This is a genomic window from Kutzneria buriramensis (assembly GCF_003387475.1).
Lineage (GTDB): Bacteria > Actinomycetota > Actinomycetes > Mycobacteriales > Pseudonocardiaceae > Kutzneria > Kutzneria buriramensis.
Genome location: NZ_QUNO01000005.1, coordinates 1 through 18,875, shown reverse-complemented (window position 1 = coordinate 18,875; position 18,875 = coordinate 1). Strand labels below are relative to the sequence as shown.

The 18,875-nt window shown below is 70.7% G+C and carries 22 protein-coding genes; 11 read left to right on the top strand and 11 right to left on the bottom strand.

Features of this window, described 5'->3' with window-relative positions; translation table 11 throughout:
• Nucleotides 1-7: 7 nt before the first annotated feature.
• A complete protein-coding gene (locus BCF44_RS15355) occupies nt 8-439 on the bottom strand; it encodes an Hsp20/alpha crystallin family protein (protein WP_116174980.1) in 432 nt (143 codons plus the stop codon).
• A 344-nt stretch (nt 440-783) separates the two neighbouring features.
• Here BCF44_RS15355 and BCF44_RS15350 point away from each other — a divergent pair, with 344 nt between their 5' ends.
• Nucleotides 784-1,143 carry a hypothetical protein gene (locus tag BCF44_RS15350; protein WP_211353036.1) on the top strand — a complete coding sequence of 120 codons (360 nt, stop codon included), beginning with the start codon at nt 784-786 and terminating at the stop codon, nt 1,141-1,143.
• Here the strand turns inward: BCF44_RS15350 and BCF44_RS15345 are convergent.
• Complete coding sequence (locus tag BCF44_RS15345; protein WP_116174978.1) at nt 1,140-1,598, bottom strand: MarR family winged helix-turn-helix transcriptional regulator; 459 nt, start codon at nt 1,596-1,598, stop codon at nt 1,140-1,142. The genes BCF44_RS15350 and BCF44_RS15345 overlap by 4 nt on opposite strands.
• Before the next feature lie 43 nt (nt 1,599-1,641).
• On the opposite strand from BCF44_RS15345, the gene BCF44_RS15340 reads away from it, so the two are divergent.
• Nucleotides 1,642-2,535: an alpha/beta hydrolase gene (locus BCF44_RS15340; RefSeq protein WP_116174977.1), complete on the top strand. Its 894-nt coding sequence runs from the start codon at nt 1,642-1,644 to the stop codon at nt 2,533-2,535.
• 30 nt (nt 2,536-2,565) lie between these two features.
• Nucleotides 2,566-3,534 carry a zinc-dependent alcohol dehydrogenase family protein gene (locus BCF44_RS15335; RefSeq protein WP_116174976.1) on the top strand — a complete coding sequence of 323 codons (969 nt, stop codon included), beginning with the start codon at nt 2,566-2,568 and terminating at the stop codon, nt 3,532-3,534.
• 1 nt (nt 3,535) lies between these two features.
• Here BCF44_RS15335 and BCF44_RS55465 read toward each other — a convergent pair whose 3' ends face one another.
• The gene (locus BCF44_RS55465) at nt 3,536-3,991 is read right to left on the bottom strand and encodes a hypothetical protein (RefSeq protein WP_170217544.1); all 456 of its coding nucleotides are present in this window, start codon (nt 3,989-3,991) and stop codon (nt 3,536-3,538) included.
• A gap of 127 nt (nt 3,992-4,118) precedes the next feature.
• Between BCF44_RS55465 and BCF44_RS15325 the strand changes: the two genes are divergently transcribed.
• Genes BCF44_RS15325 through BCF44_RS15315 form a run of 3 tightly spaced genes read left to right on the top strand, consistent with a single transcriptional unit; the run spans nt 4,119 to nt 6,694 of the window.
• Nucleotides 4,119-4,796: a VC0807 family protein gene (locus BCF44_RS15325; protein WP_116174975.1), complete on the top strand. Its 678-nt coding sequence runs from the start codon at nt 4,119-4,121 to the stop codon at nt 4,794-4,796.
• Nucleotides 4,793-5,491: an SDR family NAD(P)-dependent oxidoreductase gene (locus tag BCF44_RS15320; protein WP_116174974.1), complete on the top strand. Its 699-nt coding sequence runs from the start codon at nt 4,793-4,795 to the stop codon at nt 5,489-5,491. Before BCF44_RS15325 ends, BCF44_RS15320 begins: the two co-directional genes overlap by 4 nt.
• A gap of 27 nt (nt 5,492-5,518) precedes the next feature.
• Complete coding sequence (locus BCF44_RS15315) at nt 5,519-6,694, top strand: MFS transporter (protein ID WP_116174973.1); 1,176 nt, start codon at nt 5,519-5,521, stop codon at nt 6,692-6,694.
• Here BCF44_RS15315 and BCF44_RS15310 read toward each other — a convergent pair.
• Both BCF44_RS15310 and BCF44_RS15305 read right to left on the bottom strand, forming a co-directional pair.
• The gene (locus BCF44_RS15310) at nt 6,670-7,455 is read right to left on the bottom strand and encodes an SDR family NAD(P)-dependent oxidoreductase (RefSeq protein ID WP_116174972.1); all 786 of its coding nucleotides are present in this window, start codon (nt 7,453-7,455) and stop codon (nt 6,670-6,672) included. The genes BCF44_RS15315 and BCF44_RS15310 overlap by 25 nt on opposite strands.
• Nucleotides 7,456-7,499: 44 nt before the next feature.
• Nucleotides 7,500-7,925 carry a GlcG/HbpS family heme-binding protein gene (locus BCF44_RS15305; RefSeq protein WP_116174971.1) on the bottom strand — a complete coding sequence of 142 codons (426 nt, stop codon included), beginning with the start codon at nt 7,923-7,925 and terminating at the stop codon, nt 7,500-7,502.
• A 116-nt stretch (nt 7,926-8,041) separates the two neighbouring features.
• On the opposite strand from BCF44_RS15305, the gene BCF44_RS15300 reads away from it, so the two are divergent.
• Nucleotides 8,042-9,295, top strand: a complete 1,254-nt coding sequence (locus BCF44_RS15300; protein WP_116174970.1) for a DUF6193 family natural product biosynthesis protein — start codon at nt 8,042-8,044, stop codon at nt 9,293-9,295.
• On the opposite strand, the gene BCF44_RS15295 is transcribed toward BCF44_RS15300, so the two are convergent.
• The 3 genes from BCF44_RS15295 to BCF44_RS15285 all read right to left on the bottom strand — a co-directional run bounded on the left by BCF44_RS15295 (nt 9,267) and on the right by BCF44_RS15285 (nt 12,684).
• Nucleotides 9,267-10,877, bottom strand: coding sequence for an ABC-F family ATP-binding cassette domain-containing protein (locus tag BCF44_RS15295; protein ID WP_116174969.1), 1,611 nt, complete (start codon nt 10,875-10,877; stop codon nt 9,267-9,269). The two genes, BCF44_RS15300 and BCF44_RS15295, sit on opposite strands and share 29 nt — an antisense overlap.
• 172 nt (nt 10,878-11,049) lie before the next feature.
• Nucleotides 11,050-12,054: an LLM class flavin-dependent oxidoreductase gene (locus BCF44_RS15290; RefSeq protein ID WP_211353035.1), complete on the bottom strand. Its 1,005-nt coding sequence runs from the start codon at nt 12,052-12,054 to the stop codon at nt 11,050-11,052.
• A gap of 57 nt (nt 12,055-12,111) precedes the next feature.
• Nucleotides 12,112-12,684 carry a GNAT family N-acetyltransferase gene (locus tag BCF44_RS15285; protein ID WP_116174968.1) on the bottom strand — a complete coding sequence of 191 codons (573 nt, stop codon included), beginning with the start codon at nt 12,682-12,684 and terminating at the stop codon, nt 12,112-12,114.
• 63 nt (nt 12,685-12,747) lie between these two features.
• Here BCF44_RS15285 and BCF44_RS15280 point away from each other — a divergent pair, with 63 nt between their 5' ends.
• Entirely contained in the window at nt 12,748-13,557 is an 810-nt protein-coding gene (locus BCF44_RS15280; RefSeq protein ID WP_116174967.1) for an ATP-grasp domain-containing protein, read from the top strand.
• Here the strand turns inward: BCF44_RS15280 and BCF44_RS15275 are convergent.
• Both BCF44_RS15275 and BCF44_RS15270 read right to left on the bottom strand, forming a co-directional pair.
• Nucleotides 13,544-14,350, bottom strand: coding sequence for a hypothetical protein (locus tag BCF44_RS15275; protein ID WP_116174966.1), 807 nt, complete (start codon nt 14,348-14,350; stop codon nt 13,544-13,546). The two genes, BCF44_RS15280 and BCF44_RS15275, sit on opposite strands and share 14 nt — an antisense overlap.
• A gap of 4 nt (nt 14,351-14,354) precedes the next feature.
• On the bottom strand, nt 14,355-15,509 hold the full coding sequence (locus tag BCF44_RS15270) for a trans-sulfuration enzyme family protein (RefSeq protein WP_116174965.1): 1,155 nt from the start codon (nt 15,507-15,509) through the stop codon (nt 14,355-14,357).
• A gap of 83 nt (nt 15,510-15,592) precedes the next feature.
• Here BCF44_RS15270 and BCF44_RS15265 point away from each other — a divergent pair, with 83 nt between their 5' ends.
• Together BCF44_RS15265 and BCF44_RS15260 are read left to right on the top strand one after the other, a co-directional pair.
• Nucleotides 15,593-16,057, top strand: coding sequence for an Lrp/AsnC family transcriptional regulator (locus BCF44_RS15265; protein WP_116174964.1), 465 nt, complete (start codon nt 15,593-15,595; stop codon nt 16,055-16,057).
• A gap of 21 nt (nt 16,058-16,078) precedes the next feature.
• A complete protein-coding gene (locus tag BCF44_RS15260; protein WP_116174963.1) occupies nt 16,079-16,609 on the top strand; it encodes a GrpB family protein in 531 nt (176 codons plus the stop codon).
• Nucleotides 16,610-16,670: 61 nt separating this feature from the next.
• On the opposite strand, the gene argG is transcribed toward BCF44_RS15260, so the two are convergent.
• Nucleotides 16,671-18,134: an argininosuccinate synthase gene (gene argG, locus BCF44_RS15255; RefSeq protein WP_116174962.1), complete on the bottom strand. Its 1,464-nt coding sequence runs from the start codon at nt 18,132-18,134 to the stop codon at nt 16,671-16,673.
• Nucleotides 18,135-18,196: 62 nt separating this feature from the next.
• Between argG and BCF44_RS15250 the strand changes: the two genes are divergently transcribed.
• On the top strand, nt 18,197-18,745 hold the full coding sequence (locus BCF44_RS15250) for a TetR/AcrR family transcriptional regulator (protein ID WP_116174961.1): 549 nt from the start codon (nt 18,197-18,199) through the stop codon (nt 18,743-18,745).
• Nucleotides 18,746-18,875 lie beyond the last annotated feature (130 nt).

The window sequence follows — 18,875 nt, the reverse complement described above, 5'->3', positions numbered from 1 at the left end:
TGCGGGATCAGGCCTCGATGGCCGGGGCGCCCGCGGTCACCGCGATCTTGCGGGACTGGGCCTGCTCCACCACCGGCACGCGCAGGGTGAGCACACCCGCGTCGTAGTTGGCCTGGATGCCGTCGCGGTCCAGCGCCTCGCCGAGGCGCACGCGCCGCGTGAACGTGCCGGTCGGCCGCTCCGCGATCTGCCACCGGGCCTCGTCGTCCTTGACCGCCGGCCGCTGCGCCGTCACGGTCAGCACGTTGCGCTCGACGTTGACGTCGATCGACTCCGGGGTCACGCCCGGCAGGTCGAAGGTGACGACGAACTCGTCGCCCTTGCGGAAGGCGTCCATCGGAATGGCCGCCGAGCCGCTGTCGAAACGGCGCACGCGGGTGGCGCCCGTACCGAACATCAGCCGCTCCAGGTCGCGGAACGGATCCGTGCGCACCAACATGGCGCACCGCCCCTCTCTCGGGTCTCCCGGCGGCCCGTCGCCGCCGACATCCTTGACAACGACGGACTCAAGGTTTTGCTTCCCGACCGACGCAGAAAGTTTTCGCCAGATCTTGTCGGAGTGTCGGCCTGTGGCGGCTGGAGCGCCCGTGCGTCCGTCGGTACATAGGTACGGGCCGGCGGGTTCCTGCCGGCGCGGCAGGTTTCGCGGCGGTTCGGACCACCGGCTTCTCGGCCGTTGAGGCGGACAAAAGAGACGCGCTGTCGACACGCCTGCGACCCACTCCGCTGTGGCACGACATCGCCCTGTTCGCCCACCTGGCCTCGCTCGTCCTCGGCTTCGGCGTGGTCCTGGTCGCGGACTACTTCTTCGTCCTCTGGCGGTTCGGCTGCGTCACCTTCGCCGAGGCGGTGCGCGGCACGTCCAAGCTGCACCTGCTCGTCTGGGCCGGGCTGAGCGTGCTCGTCGCGAGCGGCACCCTGCTTCAGCCCAACCTTCAGTCGGCGGTGACGTTGGTGAAGCTCGGCCTCGTGCTCGGCCTCACCCTCAACGGCGTGCACATCGCCGTCCTCGGCCGGCGGATGGCCGCCGTCGACGGCGCGCCGCCGATGCGCCTGCTCATCCGGGGAGGCCTCGCGACTGTGGTGTTGCAGGCCTGCTGGTGGGGTGCGATCGTCATCGGCTTCCTCAACGCCAACCGCTAGCCCGTCGGCTGGCCGATGCCGGCGTCCTCCACGGTCGAGCGGAGCCGCGCGACCGTGGAGGCCAATCGGTCGAGCGCCGCGGCGGTCAACGGGCCGGCGAGGCGGATCCGGAGTTCGTCCTCGAACGTGGGAGTAGCGGCATCCAGCAGTTGCCGCCCGGCGTCGGTCAGGCCGAGCAGGCAGGAGCGGCGGTTCTCGGGGTTGGGGCGGCGGGCGACCCAGCCGGCGGCCTCCAGGCGGTCGACGCCCTTGCTGGTCGCGCCGACGGCGATGGCGAACTCCCGGGCGAGGTCGTTGACCCGGCAGTCGTCGCGGCCGCCGATGAACCGGAGGAACTCGTACTGTCCGGTGCTCAGCCCGTGCTCGGCCTTGAGCCGCGCGCCGAGCGCGTTGTAGAGCCTCGTCTCGTAGCGCACGAGATCGGAGAACGCCTGCGCGAGATCGGTCACACCCATCCATCTTCCCTTGAAGTATCTTCCGTGGAATATAGTCGACGGTATGACCAAGGAGCAACGAGCGGCCGTCGACGCCCAGTTCCGGCAGGCAGACTTCGACGGCGGCCGCAGTCCGGAGGAGATGCGAGCCGCCTTCGCCGAGCTGATGGCGGGCCCGCCGCCGGCCGGCGTGACCCTCGCCCCGACCAAGCTCGGCGGCCGGCCGGCGCTGGAGTTCGTGCCCGACGAGGGCGCGGGTGACGGCGTCATCCTGTACTTCCACGGCGGCGCCTGGATCATGGGATCGCCGGCCACGGCCCAGAAACTCACCGCGGCGCTGGTTCGTCGCACCGGCGCTCGCGCCGTCTCGCTGGACTACCGCCTCGCCCCCGAACACCCGTTCCCGGCGGCGATCGAGGACGGCGTCGCCGCCTACCGCGAGCTGCTGGACCAGGGCATCCCGGCCGAGCGGATCATCGTGGCCGGCGATTCGGCCGGCGGCGGCCTCACCATCACGACGCTGCTCGCCGCCCGTGACGCGGGGCTCCCGCTGCCGGCCGGGGCGGTGGCGTTCTCGCCGGGCCTGGACGTGACCCGAAGCGGCGAGAGCATGACCACCAAGGCGGGCGTGGACCCGTTGTTCACCAAGGAATCGCTGCAGCGTCTGAGCGAATTCCACATGGCGGGCCAGGATCCGTACCAGCCGCTGGCGAGTCCGGCCGTCTACGCGGACCTCGCCGGCCTGCCGCCGCTGCTGCTCCAGGTCGGCACGAACGAGGTGTTGCTGGACGACTCGACCCGGCTGGCGACCCGTGCGGCCACCGCGGGCGTGGACGTCATCCTCGACGTCACCGGCGATGTGCCGCACGTGTTCCAGGCGTACGAAGGCGTGCTCGACGAGGCCGACGCCGCCCTGGACCGGGCCGGCCGCTTCATCCGGGATCGCCTTACCTCGTAAGTAATTGCTCCACTGGGGAGGGTGGAAAGCATGTGGATCTACCGGTTCGAGGACGACTTCTCGATGGCGTCGCTGCGCCGTGTGCGGCGACCGGATCCGGAGCCCGGCCCGCACGACGTGGTGCTGCGGATGCGGGCGGCGGCGCTGAACTTCCGCGACCTCGCGATCATGCGCGGCGAGTACCACGTCAAGGTCGGGCTGCCGCTGGTGCCGCTGTCCGACGGCGCCGGCGAGGTGCTCCAGGTCGGCAGCAAGGTGACTCGGCTGCGGATCGGAGACCTCGCCTGCCCGGTCTACCTGCCGAACTGGATCGACGGCCCACTCCGCCCGCAGCACGGCGCGCGGCGGCTCGGCGGTCCCAACGACGGGGTGCTCTCCGAGCTGATGTGCCTGCCCGAGGACGAAGTCGTACCGATGCCCGGCTTTCTGGACCCGGTCGAGGCGGCGACGCTGCCCGTCGCGGGCGTCACGGCCTGGCATTCACTGTTCGAACTGGACCGTTTGCGTCCGGACGACGCGGTTCTCGTGCAGGGCAGCGGTGGCGTGTCGACGATCGCGATCCAGCTGGCCGCGGCGGCCGGCGCCCGGGTGATCGCGGTGACCAGGGGCCGACACGCCGATCGGCTGCGCGAACTCGGTGCAGGAGAAGTCCTTTCCCGCTTCGACGACGTCCAAGCCGACGTGGCGCTCAACGTCGCCGGCGGCGAAACGCTCACGCCGATGATCGCCGCGACCCGGCTGGGCGGCCGCGTCCACGTGGTCGGGTACGCCGCCGACCGGATCGCCGAACTGGACATCTTCACCGCCATTCAGCACGCCGTGACGATCCGCGTGGCCACCGGCGGCAGCCGCGCCGATTTCGAGGCGCTGGCGACGACGATCGAGCGGCAGGGCATCCGCCCGGTCGTCGATCGGGTGTTCCCGCTCGACGACCTCGCGGACGCCGTCGAGCACCTTGAACGCGGCGGCCACCTCGGCAAGGTCGTCGTGGCGTGGTGACCTAGCGCCGGCAGGCGTCGAGCTTCTGCTGAGCGGCGGTCAGGTCCTTGGCCGCCTGCTCGGCCTCGGCCTTCGCCTTGGTCTCGTCGGCCTGCACGGCCGTGAGGGCGGCGTCCGCGGCGGCGGCCTTCGCGGTGGCGGCGGCCACGTCGGCGTCGGCCTTGGCGATCCGGGCGTCGGTGTCGGCCTCCGAGGCGCCGTTCAACTGGGCCATCTTGGCGTCGGCGATCTCGCTGGTCGCCCTGGTCACGGCGAGGTGCAGCGGCAGGTCGTCGCCCTGCGCGGACAACACCTTGGCGGTCGCGTCCAGCGAGTTGGAATCGGCCAGAGCCTTGGCCGCCCGCGCGCCGCTGAGCGAGCTCAGTTCCCGGTCACAGGACTTCATGAACGGAAGGGCCGTGCATGCCGATGCCGTCACGGCGGCGCCGAGCACGACAGCAAGCAGCGTCAACCGCATCAGGTCTCCCCCCTGAGTGCGCAAACCACGTCAAAGGGACACTGTACAGAGGGGTGTAGCTACCTCCACCGGGACCGGGCAGCCAAGTGCATACCGGCGGCCGCCTCGGCGAAATAGCGTTGTCGCCATGACAACAACGACGCAGACCAGGACCGGGGCCGACCCCCGGCTGGCGATCATCGTCAACCTCCTGGTCAACGTGGCCGCGCCGCTCGGCCTCTTCTACGGCCTGCGCGCGGCCGGCGTCGACCAGTGGCTGGCCCTGGTGCTCGGCGCGATACCGCCGACCGCCCACGCCATCTACACGGTGGTCGTCCGTCGCAAGATCGACGCGCTGGCGCTGTTCACGCTGACGATCCTCTGCCTGAGCGTGGCCACGTCGTTCATCGTGGGCAGCCCGCGGTTCCTGCTGGCCAAGGACGGCTGGATGACCGCCGTCGCCGGCCTGTGGATCCTGGCCACCCTGCGCAGGACGCCGTTCCTGCTGCAGGCCGTGCTGTCGCTGACGAAGGGCGAGGTGCACGAGCGGGCCCAGGCCAACTGGACGGCGTCGCCGACGTTCCGGCGCGTGATGCGGGTGGCGACGGTGTGGTGGGGCGCGGTGCTCGTGGGCGACGCGCTGGTCCGGGTGGTGCTCGCGTACACGCTGCCCGTCGACCAGGTGCCGCTGATCAGCACCTTGCAGTACATCGTCGTGTACCTGGCGCTGGAAATCGGTACGCGGGTGTACATGCTGCGTAGGAAGATCGGCGACCGGGTGCTCGCAGAAGGGGGTCTGCCGCTGACGAGGAGGAAGCAGAAGTGAGCGAAGTCGTTCTGGTGACGGGTGGCGCGAGCGGTATCGGCGCCGCGGTGGCGCGACGATTCGCCCAGGCCGGTGCGAAGGTGGTGATCGCGGACGTGAATCCGGCGGGGGCGGACGTGGCGGGGGAGATCGGCGGCCTGTTCGTCCCGACCGATGTGGCGTCCGCGCAGGACAACGAGGCGATGGTCGCGGCCGCTGTGGACGCTTTCGGGCGACTGGACGTCGTCCATCTGAATGCCGGTACGGGCAACGGTGGCGTCGAGTTCGACCTGGAGTCCTACCGGCGGATCATGGCCGTCAACGCCGACGGCACGATGTACGGCATGCGCGCCGCGGTCAGGGGCGGCGCTCGGGCGATCGTGGTGACGTCCAGTCTGGCCGGGATCGCGCCGGCGAGTTTCGACCCGGCGTATTCGGCGAGCAAGCACGCGGTGATCGGGTTGGTGCGGTCCTTCGCCGCCGCGCTGCCGGACGTGACGGTGAATGCGGTGTGCCCGGGATTCGTGGACACGCCGATGGTCGCGGCGTTCCGGGAGCGGCTGGTGGAGCACGGGTTGGCGGTGGCCGCGCCGGACGAGGTGGCGGCCGCGGTCGAGGCGATCGTGCGCGGCGGGGAGACCGGTGGGGTGTGGGCGGTGCAGGGCGGTCAGGCGCCTGAGCTGGTGACTTTCCCAGCGGTGGAGCTGGCTCGGTAGCTTGGGGCCCATGGGGGACGACTAGCACTGCTCATCGCACTCGGCGTCGACAACTTCGGTTCCGGCCTGTTCCTGCCGCTGTCGCTGTTGTACGGAATGCAGGTCGTCGGCCTGCCGGTCGCCGTCGCCGGCTCGGTGGTCACCGTCGGCAAGCTGCTCGGCCTCGCCGCACCGGCCCTGGCGGGACGGTTCGTGGACCGGTTCGGCCCACGGCAGGTGGTGATCGCCTCGCAGGTCCTCCAGGCCGTCGGCACCTTCGTCTATCTGGTCGCGGGCGACGCCGTGACAGTGCTCGTCGCGTCGGCGCTGCTGGCGGCGGGGCAGCAGGCCTTCTACAGCTCGGTGTTCGCGATGATCGCCGACACGGTTCAACCCGGCGACTCGACGGACTCGGCGTTCGCCGTGGTGGGTGCGGTGCGCGGGTCCTGCTTCGGCCTCGGCGGCCTGGTCGGGGGTGCCCTGACCGCCGCGGGACCGGCGGCGCTGCGAGTCGCGGTCGCCGTCGACGGGGTCACCTTCCTGGCTGCCGCGGCGGTGCTGCTGCTGTTCCTGCACGTGTCGCACGTCCGCCACGACCGGGAGCAGGCGGTGAGCGTGCTGCGCAACCGGCCGTACCTGGTGCTGATCATCGTGACGGCCCTCGGCAGCCTGGCGTCCGACGTGTTCCTCGAAGGCATCTCCGTGTACGTGATCGAGGTGCTGCGCGGCCCGTCGTGGGTGGCCGGCACCATGGTCACGGTGCTGACGATCAGCGGCATCGCCTTCGGGGCGATCGTGGTGCGGTGGACGCGGAGCTGGTGGCGCACCACCGGCATCCGGATCGGGTACGTCATCACCGCTGTCTGGGCGGTGGTCAGCCTGGGGGCCGTGCTGGTGCCGCCGCCGGTGTTGCCGCCGTATCTGCTGGGCACCTCGGTGTTGCTGGCGGCGGCCCTGATCATCGGCAACCGGGTCAACGCCCTGGCGGAGGCTGCCGCGCCTCGGGCCACACGCGGCCGGTATATGGCGGCGTTCCAGTACGCCTTCACCGCCGCCGGCATCGCCGCGCCCGGCGTGGTGGCGTTGTTCGCGGTGGGACCGTGGCTGCCCTGGCTGGTGAGCGCCGTGGCAGCCACGGTGGCCGCCGCCGCAGTTCCTTACCTGACGAAGAATCTGCCCGAGGACGCCGTGCGGGGACGTCAGGGCACGATGGCGTCCACGTAGCCTCCGTCCACGCGCAGCGCGCCGCCGGTGGTGGCCGATGCCAACGGGGAAGCCAGGTACACCACCATGTTGGCGATCTCCTCCGGCTCGATCAGACGCTGTAGCAGCGATTGCGGTCGGTGCTTGAGCATGAACTCGTGCTGGGCCTGCTCCCACGGCAGGTTCCTGTCCACGAGCTGGTACACGAATTCCTCGACGCCGCCGGTGTGCGTGGGGCCGGCGATCACCGAGTTCACCGTCACGCCGGTGCCGGCGGCCGCCTTGGCGAAGCCGCGGGCGACGGCCAGCAGCGAGGTCTTGGACATGCCGTAGTGGATCATCTCCGTCGGCGTGACGATCGCCGAGTCGCTGGCGATGTACTGGATCCGGCCCCAGCCGCGGTCGGTCATGGCTGGCAGGTACGCGCGGGTCAGCCGGACCGCCGACAGCACGTTGACCTCGAAGTAGCGGCGCCACTCGTCGTCGGTGATCTCCAGCGGCTCCTGCGCGCCGAAGATGCCGAGGTTGTTCACCAGCACGTCAACGCGCGGCACGGCCGCCAGCACCTCGGCGGTGCCGTCGTCCGTTGACACATCGCCGGGGGCGGCGATGAACTCGCCGTGCTCGCGCAGGGTGTCGATGGCGGCGGCGACGCCGTCGGGCTTGCGCCCGTTGACGGCGACGGTGGCGCCGGCCCGGGCCAGTCCGGCCGCGATGGCCCGGCCGATGCCCTGGGTGGAGCCGGTGACCAGGGCGACCTTGCCGGTGAGGTCGAGTCGCATCTGAGGGGATCTCCTGTTCTCGGGGTACTGCCAGCCTGGCCCGGTCAGCCAGCCAGCGCGAGCGCAGCGGCCGCCGCCGTGGCCACCGCGTGGTCCTGGGCCGGGGCGCCGCCGCCGACACCGATCGCGCCGACCAGCACGCCGTCGCGGCGCAGCGGCACGCCGCCGGCGATGAACAGCAGCGGCCGGTCCAGGGCCGTCGGCAGGCTGTGGAAGGGACCGTCCGGCTTGACCGCGTCCACCACGTCGGCGGTCGCCGCGTCCAGTTGGACGGACGTGTAGGCCTTGCGGGTGCTGGTCTCGCCGGAGATCAGCAGCGCGTCCTGGTCCCGTACGAAACCCAGCAGGTGGCCGCCGCGATCGAGCACCGTGACGCTGACCTTGATGCCCGTGGCGGCCGCCTCCTTCCGGGCGGTTGCCAGCAGGTCTCGCAGCTCGTCATTGCTGAGGTCGGCGGGGTGGTGGGCCATGACTCTCCTTACGCTTGCTCGGTACGGAAGCCAGCGTACACAATAGTTGCAGACGCCTTCTAATGGCGTCAGCAATCTACTTGTCGTGAGCCGTGTCACGGGTACCTTGGAGCGGCGTGGGGGAATCGCTGCACCAGGACCTGCTCGACGCCGGCGGCCTTGGGGCCGCGCTCGAGGCACGTTGTCCCGACGCCGAGATCGAGATGTACCCGGGCGCCGGCCTGTTCGACGGATTCGGCGCGAAGGTGCGTCAGGGCGACCGCGGTGTGCGCATCCAGCCGCTCCGCGGCGAGGATCGCTGCTCGATCAGCTACTCGTTGCGCGGCCACTCGATGCATCACGTGTACCGGACCGTGTTCGCGGAGATCATCGACTCGGCCGCCACCTGGCTCGGCGGCGCGACGCCGGAGGAGTTCGCACAGGCTTGGCCGTTCGCCGGTTTCGTCGACGTCGCCGCGGCGTTCGAGAGTGGTGACCGGATCGAGCTTGCGTGGCAGCACTTTCGTCTGAGCGGCCCGTTCGAGCTCGGCGCGTTCGTCGAGGCCGCGATGCGGGAACCCCGGCTGCGCCGGATGTGCCCGTTCACGTCGATGTGGTGGATGTCGTTCCGGCCCACGGCCGACGAGTACCTGGTGCCCGGGCCGTGGGTGCGGTCGGCGCACAACGGGCGGTACACGGTTGTCGTGAATCGGCGGGAGGAACCGACCATCGACCACGACGCCGAGACGGCCGTTCGCCTGGTTCTTGCGGAGATGGACCGCATCGGAGTGCCCGGTCCCGACGAGATCGACTCCTACCACGTGGCGCCGGCGTACCGGGCGACGGAGCAGCGCCGAAAACTGGATGGTGGCGACCGGTCTGCCACCTGTTACCCCGACCGCCGTGCACTCGGCTATGCGGTGGAATTCCGTTGGCGCGACGAGAGAATCGCCTATGGTTGGGCTCCGGATCCGGCCGGGGCAACCGGTGCCGCCGAGGACTGGGTCGGCGGCGTGTCACCACGCGAGTTGGCGCGGACCTGGCCGTTCGCCGACTTCGTGGCGGCCGGCGAGGCGTTCGAGCGGGGCGACCTGCTCGAGTACGAGTGGTTGCAGGCCAGGGCCCACGCACGCTACGGCGTTCGGGAGCTGGTCGAGGCGGCGATGCGTGAGCCCCGGTTGCGTCGGTGGTATCCCGTGGTCGGGATCAATGCCCTCCGGTTCTGGGCGGACTGGCATGTCGTTCGGAAGGGCCCGATCGTGACTTCGGTCGGCGACGGCCGGTACAAGATCCACGGCGAGCACGGGGACGAGCTCGGCCAGGGCGACGTGGACCATGTGCTCCGGGTCTGCCTCGCCGAGGTCAGTCCTGAGGAGCCCCCGTCTCCGTAAGGACGCCGTCGGCGAGCCGGAGCCAGCGGGTCACGCCGATCTCCGCCAGGAACCGGTTGTCGTGGCTCACTACGACGAACGCCCCCTGGTACGCGTTCAACGCGCTGGTCAGCTGCTCGACGCTGGCGAGGTCGAGGTTGTTGGTGGGCTCGTCGAGCAGCAGCAGGTGCGGGGCGGGTTCGGCGCACAGCACGCACAGCAGGGTGGCCCGCAGGCGCTCGCCGCCGGACAGCACCCGCACCGGCAGCTGGGACCGTTCGCCACGGAACAGGAAGCGGGCCAACAGGTTCATCGAGTCGGACGTGGGCAGACTGGGCGCGAAGGCCCGGAGGTTGTCGGCGGTGGAGCGGTCGAGGTCGAGCAGGTCCAGGCGCTGCGAAAGGTAGGCCACGCGGCCCTCGGCGCCACTGAGTCCGCCTTCACGCGGCTCCAGCAGCCCGGCCAGGATGCGGAGCAGGGTCGACTTGCCGACGCCGTTCGCGCCGAGCAGCGCGATGCGCTCGGGACCGCGGATGTCCAGAGTGACGCCGTCGCCGGCGAACAGGTCACGCACCTTGATGCCCGCGCCGTGGAACACCGTGCGGCCGGCGGGAACCGTGGTGTCCGGAAGGGACAGTGAGATCGTCTTGTCGTCCCGCAGCGCCCGCTCCGCCTCGTCGAGCCGGGCCCGCGCGCCCTCGACCCGTTGGGAATGCATGTCATTCGCCTTGCCGGCGGCCGACTGCGCCTTCTGCTTGATCAGGCCAAGCGCGATCCGGGGGATGTCGCTGCCGTTGCGGGCCCCGGAACTGGCCCGCCGAGCCGCCTTCTCCCGCGCCTGCTGGAGCTCCCGCTTCTCCCGCTTGAGCTCCTGCTCGGCATTGCGGATGTTCTTCTCCGCCACCTCGCGCGCCGCCCGCACGGCGGCCTCGTACTCGGTGAAGTTGCCGCCGTGCAGGGTGATCTCGCCGCGGTCCAGCTCGGCGACGCGGTCGACGAGGTCCAGCAGCTCCCGGTCGTGGCTGACCAGCAGCAGGCAGCCCTTCCAGTCGCCGAGCACGCCGTACAGCCGTTCCCGGGCCTCGCGGTCGAGGTTGTTGGTCGGCTCGTCCAGCAGCAGCACGTCCGGCCGCTTGAGCAGCTGCGCCGCCAGGCCCAGCGAGACGATCTGGCCGCCGCTGAGCGTGCCGGTCCGGCGGTCCAGCGCGACGTCGCCGAGGCCGAGCCGGTCCAGCTCGGCGCGGGCGCGTTCCTCGACGTCCCAGTCGGATCCGACCGCGGCGAAGTTCTCCTCGCTGGCGTCGCCGGCCTCGATCGCTTGCAGCGCCTGGACGATTGGCGCGATCTCCAGCACGTCGGCGACGGTCGCGTCGGCGGCCAGCGGCAGCGTCTGCGGCAGGTAGCCGAGCACGCCGTCGACCGTGACGGAGCCGGCGGTCGGCGTAAGGTCGCCGGCGACGAGGCGGAGCAGCGTGCTCTTGCCGGCGCCGTTGGGGGCGACCAGGCCGGTGCGGCCGGCGCCGACCGCGAACGACAGGTCGTCGAACACCGGCACGCCGCTCGGCCACGAGAACGACAGACTCGTACAAATGATCTTCGGCATGATTGCTCCACCGCGAACCGGGCGCGCGTCAGCCGCCCGGGAGAACGAACAGGTGCAAGGGCACGACCGAGCACGACGTCAGAGCGACGCCGTCGTCGTGGGGCCGGTATCAGCCCTCGATGTCGTCCTCGACCAGCATGCGCCGGTTACTCCCTGTGTCGCGGTGTGCTGCTCATCGCAGCGTAGCAGCCGTCCACCCGAGGGCCGGACCGAGTTTCGTCGCCATGTCGGTGAGGATCTGCACGTAGTCCTCGTGCCGGAAGGTGAACGGCAGCGCGAACGCCACCTCCTCGACCTCGCGGAACGCGGGGTTGTCGTGCAGCTGCTCGGCGATCTGCGCCGACGTGCCGACGATGTCCCGCGCGAACAGCAACCGGCGCGGGCCGAACGGCGTGCCGAACCTGGTCGCCCGCTTCGCCGCGTACTCCTCGTAGCGGGCGCGCTGGTCGGCGGTGGCGCCGTCGGTCGGGATCACCACGAAACCGTGCGAGACGCGGCCTTCCGCGTTGTGCTTGCGGTACGTCCGGATCAGGTCGAGCTGGATCTCGTCGAAGTCGGTGCTCGCGTCGGTGGCCGCCACCACGTTGCTGGTGAGGAAGTTCATGCCGTTCTCGCCGGCCCACTGCGCGGAACGGGCGCTGCCGCCGCCGTACCACATGCGGCCAGTCAGACCCGGCGAGTGCGGCTGCACCCGGGGCGAGAACTCCTCGATTCCCTCCGTGCCGCCGAACGTCGACACCGGCTCGCCGCGCACCGCGTCCAGCAGGCGGCGCACCCGCTGGTAGCTGAAGTCCTCCACGTCCTGGGTGTCCGGGTAGAGCGCGTCCTTGACGTCGTCGTAGTGCATCGGCGGGCCGACGCTGACGCCCGGGTTGAGGCGGCCGCCGGACAGCACGTCCACCGTGGCCAGATCCTCGGCCAGCCGCAGCGGGTTCTCCCAGCCCAGCGGGATGACCGCCGTGCCGAGCTGGATCCGGCTGGTGCGCTGGGTGGCCGCCGCGAGCACCGCGACGGGGGAGGAGATGCCGAACTGGAGGTGGCGGTGGCGGACCCAGGCGCTGTCGAAGCCGAGCTGCTCGCCCAGCTGGATGATCTCCAGCGTGGACTCGTGGCCCCGCCGCGGGTCGGCCTCGTCGAACAGTCCAATCGTCAGGAATCCGAGCTTGCGCAGCGGCACGGTGGTCCTCCCGGGGTAGTCCGTTCCCCACCCATTGTGCCCCTGATAGTTGACCGTTCAGCCATCTCCCACGATGCGGGCATGCAGGTGCATGTCGTGCCACCCGTCCGCGTGCTTGGCCTCGCTGCGCTTCGTGCCTTCGAGTTCGTAGCCGGCGGCGGTCGCCACCCGGCAGGAGGCCTCGTTCCGTGTGGAGTGCAACACCTCGATCCGGTGCAGGCCGAGCTGCCCGAACGACCAGTCCGTCAGCGCCGCGAGCGCCCGACTCGCCGTCCGTCGGCCCCGAGCCTCGGGCAGCACCCAGTGCGACACCTCCGCCAGGCCCTCCTGGAGGTCGATCGTGCGGAGGCTGATCTGGCCCGCGACCTTGCCGCCGTCCGTGACCGCCCAGCCTGCGCCGTGCTCCTCGAGCCAGCGCCGCTCCCAGCGCTCGATGTACTCCCGGGCCTCGTCCTCGGTCATCGTCCGGGCATGCCAGCGCTGGATCGCCGGATCCCCGTACGCCGCGACGACGGTGGCCTGGTCCGTCGACCGCCACGGCCGGAGCACCAGGTCGTTCGAGTGGATCTCCGGCTGCGGCTGGGACGCGATGGTGCCCGGCGGCAACGCCGGTGCGGCAAGTGACGGCACGAGCCCGAATCTAACGGCGATATTCGGTGGAGCACGACCGGATTGTCGCCGACCATCGCCCCCATGACGCTGATAGTGCCCGCCGACCCGCTGCGCCCGCGCCGTGCCGACGAGCACTTCGCCGCCGAGGCCGCCGCAGCCCGCGCGGCCGGCGTCGAGGTCGTGTTGGTCGATCATGATCGCCTGGCCCGCGGCGAGGCCGTGCCGCTGCCGCCGCTCTCCGACGCGGTGTATCGCGGCTGGATGCTGCGCAGCTCGGACTACGCGTTGCTGAGCGGCATGCGTGCCAGCGCGTCGCTGTACCGTCAGGCACACGAATTCCCCGGCTGGTACTCGGCTTTGGCCGCGGTGACGCCTCATTCCGTGTGGACGAGCGATTTCTCCCGTGCCGCCTTCGGCCGCGCCCGCTCGGAGTCGGGTTCCGGTCCGGCCGTTCTCCGCGACTACACCAAGTCGATGAAGCACTACTGGTCCGAGGCGGCGTTCATTCCCGACCTGGCCGACGCCGACGCCGCATGGGCCGTCGCCTCGCGTTTCGTCGAGCTCCGCGACGAGTCCCTGACCGGCGGCTTCGTGCTGCGCCGGTTCGAGGATTTCGTCGCGCCCGAGCTGCGTACGTGGTGGGTGGACGGTGAGTGCCGCATTGTCGGCCCGCACCCGGACCTGCCCGCGGACACCGTCGTGCCGCAACCGGATCTGACAGCGATCGAGCCCCTGGTCGCGGCGCTGGGCCTGCCGTTCGTGACGGTCGACGTCGTGCAACGCGCGGATGGCGTGTGGCGGGTCGTCGAGCTCGGCGACGGTCAGGTCAGCGACCGGCCCGCCGCCGTCTCCCCGGAGTCCCTGATCGGGATGCTGTTCAGCCAGGGGTGAGCCGATGAACGGCATTGATATTCGCGGCGAGCAGGTCGTCGTGGGTGATGGCGAAGTCGCCGTTCGGCAGCCGGCCCCGCTGTCGGGCACCGAGGGCGAAGGAGGGGAGCAACGCCCGGAGCTTGTGACGCATGCCGGGGGAGTAGCTGATCGGGCGACCCCAGCCGGGCGGCGCGGCGTCGGTGCCGAAGACGACCCGGTGGTCTACGAGGACATCGGCGGAGAGGACGGGCGGGGCGCCGGTGTGGCAGTCGAGGGCTGGGGCGACCAGGAGGTCCGGCTCGTGCGGTTCGTACCACAGCAGCAACGGCTTGGCCCGCTGCGCGTCGGCGTTGTCGAAGCAGCACAACAACATCGCGTGATGCGGGTAGTGGTCGGCGTAGAACGCCAGCAGCTCCCGGTCGAGGGTCGGCCGCTTGCGCGGGTCCACACGATGCAGCGCGGCCGGCAGCATGGTGGCGTCGGGGGCGAGCACCATGGTGTAGATGTCGTGTTCGAAGACCTGCACGGCGCTGTCGGCGGACATCAAGGCCGCCGACAGGCTACGGCCGATCGGGATGGCGCCGACGGCGATGCGGTCCAGGAAGTCGTCGTCACGCCCGACATCGACCAGGTTGCCGGGCGTCATTCCGGCCGCCGGCAGGTGCAGCAGCATGGAATTGGGCCCGTCAGCCAGGTTGACGGCGGTGTTCTGGTAGCCGAGCACATGGATCAGCCCATGCTCGGCGTGGGTCTGGCGGCCCAGGTAGAGCGTCGTGCCGGTGAATTCGGCCAGGGCGGAGGAGACGCACATGGGCTCAGACCGTAGTGGCCAGAGCATCCTCGATGTCGGCGATCAGGACCTCCGCCTCCTCGATGCCGCAGGAGAGCCGGATCATGCCGTCGTCGATACGGGCGGCAGCTCGCTCCTCGGGGGTCAGCGAGAAGTGGGAGGAGTTGAACGGGGTGCTGACGAGGGTCTCGACGCCGCCGAGGCTGGTGGCCTCGGACGCCACGGTCAGCCGCCGCATGACAGCCAACGCACGGGCGTCGCCGCCACGCACGGTGAATGCGACCATGGCGCCGCCGGTACGCATCAGCCGGCCGGCGATCTCGGCGCGGGAGTAGTCGGCACGGCCGGGGTAGCGCACCGACACGACCTCGGGGTTGGCGGCGAGGCGGTCGGCGAGCGCGGCGGCGGTGGCGCAGGAGCGGTCGAGTCGCAGGGAGAACGTCTGGATCCCGCGCCACACCAGGAAAGCGGCGTGCGGGTCGAGGCAGCCGCCGAAGGTGATCACGCGTTTCTGGATCTCGGTGACGGTCGCGGCGTCGGCGAGCACGACGCCGGCGATGACGTCGGAGTGGCCGCTGAGGAACTTGGTCGCGGAATGCACGACGACATCGGCCCCGTGGCGCAACGGGTTCACGGTGTACGGGGTGGCGAAGGTGTTGTCCACCACCAGCTTCGCGCCGGCTGCGTGGGCGAGGTCTGCCAGTGCCGCGAGATCGGTGAGGTCGAGCTGGGGGTTGGACAGCGTCTCGGCGTAGACGACGGCGGTCGGCGCGGCGGCGATGGCGGCGGCCCACTCGTCGAGGTCGGTGGCATCGACCATGGCGACGTCGAACCCGAGCGCGGGCAGGTCCCGGACGAGCAGGTCCCGCGTGTCGCCGTACACCTGCCGGGCGGCGACGATCCGGCCCGGCAGGAGGGTGAGCAGGGTGGTGGCGATGGCGGCCATGCCCGACGACGTCATGAACGCGGCCTCGGCGCCCTCCAGCGCGGCGATCTCGGCGGCCGCGGCGTCCACGGTCGGGTTGGCGAACCGGCTGTACCAGTGCTCGCGCAGCCCACCCTCCTGAATGTCCTTGTACGCCAGGTCGTCCAGGTAGAACGTGGCCGACTGGTAGATCGGCGGCACGACGGGGCGGGTGCGGGCGACGTAGGCGGCGGACTTGGCGGGCCGGGAGCTCATGTGCTTGACATTACGTGCCACAAAGGCGGGATTGGTGGCGTCTTCAGGACCATGGAACCGACAAGGCCGTGGATAATCCGGTCATGGACGCGATCGACCGGATTATCCTCGGCGAGCTGGTCAGGGACGGCCGGCTGAGCTTCCGCGACCTGGCCGAGCGGGTCCGGCTGAGCCCCACGGCCACCGCGGAGCGCGTCCGGCGGCTGACCGAGGCGGGGGTGATCAGCGGCTTCCACGCCGAGATCAACCTGGCCGCGCTGGGCCGCCCGCTGCGCGCCTACATCGACGTCCGGCTGCGGCCCGGCCAGGATCACGCCGAGTTGGAGCGGGACCTGCTCGAACTGCCGGCGGTGCTCGCCGGCGCACACGTCACCGGCCGCTGGGACTACACGCTCACGGTCGCCTGCCGGGACGTCGCCGAGCTGGACGAGCTGGTGATGGCGCTGCCGCGCAGCTACGGGGTGGTGGAGACCAACACCCGCCTCCAGCTCCGCGAGCTCCGCGGCTCCGGTGTCGACGCCCTGTGCGCGCTGGTGAAACCGAAATGACAGCGACGCTAGCGTGGACCGGTGACCGTCACGATTGTGGACTACGACCCGCGGTGGCCGGATGTGTTTGCGGCGCAGCGGGACGCGATCCTCGAGCTGGCCGGCGACCTGATCCTCGCCTTCGAGCACGGCGGCAGCACCGCCGTGCCCGGACTGGCGGCGAAGCCGGTGATCGACATGCTGACCGCGGTCCGCTCGGTCGAGGACGAGGGCAAGGCGCTCGTCGACGTCGTGCGGTCGCTGGGGTACCAGGAGATCGACACCGGCATGTCTGGACGGTCGATGTGCGCCCGCGACGAGAACGGCGTCCGCGCCCAGCACCTGCACATCCTGCCGATCGAGCGCTGGGAACTGCTCAACGAGCGCCTGCTGCGCGACTGGCTGCTGACCCACCCTGCCGACCGCGACCGGTACGCCGCGATCAAGAGGGAATTCGCGGCCCAGCACGACAGCGCGGCCTACACCCGGGCGAAAACGCCCTTCGTGCAGGAGATCGTGGACGCGGCGCGGGCCGCCCGCGGGCTGCCGAGCGTCCCGGTCTGGGAGGACTGACCGCGAACCTCGGAAAGGCCACGCCGTCGCAGCGGCATGGCCTTCCCGGTGGTGCACGTGGTCAGTCGGTGCCGGACTCCATGGCCGCCAGGTCGAGCAGCTCGGCCTCCTCCGGCACGGAGATCGGCGCCTCGTCGCCGCGCGCCGCGATGGCCTGCGCGCCGCCCTCGGGCATGGCCCCGATCAGGCCGGTCGCCGCCGCCTGGGCCGCGCCGACCAGCACCGGCTGGGCGTTGCCGACCATGCCCAGGCCCGCGTACTGCTCCAGCTTGGCGCGGGAGTCGGCGATGTCCAGGTTGCGCATGGTGAGCTGGCCGATCCGGTCCACCGGCCCGAACGCGGCGTCCTCGGTGCGCTCCATGGACAGCTTGTCCGGGTGGTAGCTGAACGCCGGCCCGGTGGTGTCCAGGATCGAGTAGTCCTCGCCCCGCCGCAGCCGCAGCGTGACCTCGCCGGTGACGGCCATGCCGACCCAGCGCTGGAGCGACTCGCGCAGCATCAGCGCCTGCGGGTCCAGCCAGCGGCCCTCGTACATCAGCCGGCCCAGCTTGCGGCCCTCGTTGTGGTAGCTGGCCAGCGTGTCCTCGTTGTGGATGGCGTTGACCAGCCGCTCGTACGCGGCGTGCAGCAGCGCCATGCCCGGGGCCTCGTAGATGCCGCGGCTCTTGGCCTCGATGATCCGGTTCTCGATCTGGTCGGACATGCCCATGCCGTGCCGGCCGCCGATGGCGTTGGCCTCCAGCACCAGGTCGACCGCGCTGCCGAACTCCTTGCCGTTGATCGTCACCGGCCGGCCCCGCTCGAAGCCGACGGTGACGTCCTCGGCCGCGATGGCCACGTCGGCGTCCCAGAACCGCACGCCCATGATCGGGTCGACGATCTCGATGCCGGTGTCCAGGTGCTCCAGCGACTTGGCCTCGTGGGTGGCGCCCCAGATGTTGGCGTCGGTGGAGTAGGCCTTCTCGGTGCTGTCCCGGTAGGGCAGGTCGTGCGCGACCAGCCACTCGGACATCTCCTTGCGGCCGCCCAGCTCCGTGACGAAGTCGGCGTCCAGCCACGGCTTGTAGATCCGCAGCGACGGGTTGGCCAGCAGGCCGTAGCGGTAGAACCGCTCGATGTCGTTGCCCTTGAAGGTGGAGCCGTCGCCCCAGATCTGCACGTCGTCCTCGAGCATCGCGCGCACCAGCAGGGTGCCGGTGACGGCCCGGCCCAGCGGCGTGGTGTTGAAGTACGTGCGGCCGCCGGTGCGGATGTGGAACGCGCCGCAGGCCAGCGCGGCCAGCCCCTCCTCGACCAGGGCGGCCTTGCAGTCGACCAGGCGGGCGATCTCGGCGCCGTACTGGTGGGCGCGGCTGGGCACCGACGAGATGTCGGGCTCGTCGTACTGGCCGATGTCAGCGGTGTAGGTGCACGGCACGGCACCCTTCTCGCGCATCCACGCGACCGCTACCGAGGTGTCGAGGCCGCCGGAGAAGGCGATCCCGACACGTTCGCCGACAGGGAGGGAAGTGAGCACCTTGGACACGGGAGAAAATATACATGGCTATGCATGATCATGCAAACGTGACCGTGGCCTAGCATCGGGGCATGGCGTCGAGCAGGGCCGAGCAGGCCGAGCGCACGAGGGCGGCGGTGCTGGACACCGCCCGCCGGCTGTTCGCCGAGCGGGGCTTCGACGCGACCTCGCTGCAGCTGATCGCCGACACCATGGGCGTGCAGAAGGCCAACGTCTACTACTACTTCCGCACCAAGATGGCGATCCTGGAGGCGCTGCTGGCCGCCAACATCGCGGCCTTCGACGTCATGCTGGACGAGGCCGCCCGGCTCTCCGGCCCGGCCCGGCGGGACCTGTTGGTCACGGTGTTCGTGGACCAGGTGGTGGCCAGCCGGTCGCTCTCGCCGCTCAGCCGCACCGACCCCGGCCTGCGCCGCGACGGCCGGCTCACCGAGGCCCTGGAGGCGCAGGCGGCGCGCGGCCTGGCGCTGCTCTACGGCGACGAGCCCACCGACGAGCAGCGCGCCGCCTTCCTGATGGCCACCGACGTCGGCCCGGTGGTGCCGCGGATGAAGCACCTGGGCGACGACGAGCTGCGGACGCTGCTGCGCGACCTGTGCCTGCGGATCCTCGACATCTAGACCCAATGCCGTTCAGTTAAGGCGCGGGCAGCGGCTGTCAAGCCGGCCGAGACGGACAACGGAGCTCCTGCTAGAACAGCGTCGACCAAGATCGATGAACAGCAGGAACTCCGTTGCCCACACAGTCTGT

What these genes read in the sequence shown, in the direction of transcription:
- BCF44_RS15305 (WP_116174971.1), bottom strand. Translation starts at nt 7,925, where the DNA reads ATGGCCCACCACCCCGCCGACCTCAGCAATGACGAGCTGCGAGACCTG.
- BCF44_RS15265 (WP_116174964.1), top strand. Translation starts at nt 15,593, where the DNA reads ATGGACGCGATCGACCGGATTATCCTCGGCGAGCTGGTCAGGGACGGC.
- BCF44_RS15280 (WP_116174967.1), top strand. Translation starts at nt 12,748, where the DNA reads ATGACGCTGATAGTGCCCGCCGACCCGCTGCGCCCGCGCCGTGCCGAC.
- BCF44_RS15295 (WP_116174969.1), bottom strand. Translation starts at nt 10,877, where the DNA reads ATGCCGAAGATCATTTGTACGAGTCTGTCGTTCTCGTGGCCGAGCGGC.
- BCF44_RS55465 (WP_170217544.1), bottom strand. Translation starts at nt 3,991, where the DNA reads ATGCGGTTGACGCTGCTTGCTGTCGTGCTCGGCGCCGCCGTGACGGCA.
- BCF44_RS15325 (WP_116174975.1), top strand. Translation starts at nt 4,119, where the DNA reads ATGACAACAACGACGCAGACCAGGACCGGGGCCGACCCCCGGCTGGCG.
- BCF44_RS15310 (WP_116174972.1), bottom strand. Translation starts at nt 7,455, where the DNA reads ATGCGACTCGACCTCACCGGCAAGGTCGCCCTGGTCACCGGCTCCACC.
- BCF44_RS15335 (WP_116174976.1), top strand. Translation starts at nt 2,566, where the DNA reads ATGTGGATCTACCGGTTCGAGGACGACTTCTCGATGGCGTCGCTGCGC.
- BCF44_RS15270 (WP_116174965.1), bottom strand. Translation starts at nt 15,509, where the DNA reads ATGAGCTCCCGGCCCGCCAAGTCCGCCGCCTACGTCGCCCGCACCCGC.
- BCF44_RS15275 (WP_116174966.1), bottom strand. Translation starts at nt 14,350, where the DNA reads ATGTGCGTCTCCTCCGCCCTGGCCGAATTCACCGGCACGACGCTCTAC.
- BCF44_RS15355 (WP_116174980.1), bottom strand. Translation starts at nt 439, where the DNA reads ATGTTGGTGCGCACGGATCCGTTCCGCGACCTGGAGCGGCTGATGTTC.
- BCF44_RS15345 (WP_116174978.1), bottom strand. Translation starts at nt 1,598, where the DNA reads ATGGGTGTGACCGATCTCGCGCAGGCGTTCTCCGATCTCGTGCGCTAC.
- BCF44_RS15250 (WP_116174961.1), top strand. Translation starts at nt 18,197, where the DNA reads ATGGCGTCGAGCAGGGCCGAGCAGGCCGAGCGCACGAGGGCGGCGGTG.
- BCF44_RS15340 (WP_116174977.1), top strand. Translation starts at nt 1,642, where the DNA reads ATGACCAAGGAGCAACGAGCGGCCGTCGACGCCCAGTTCCGGCAGGCA.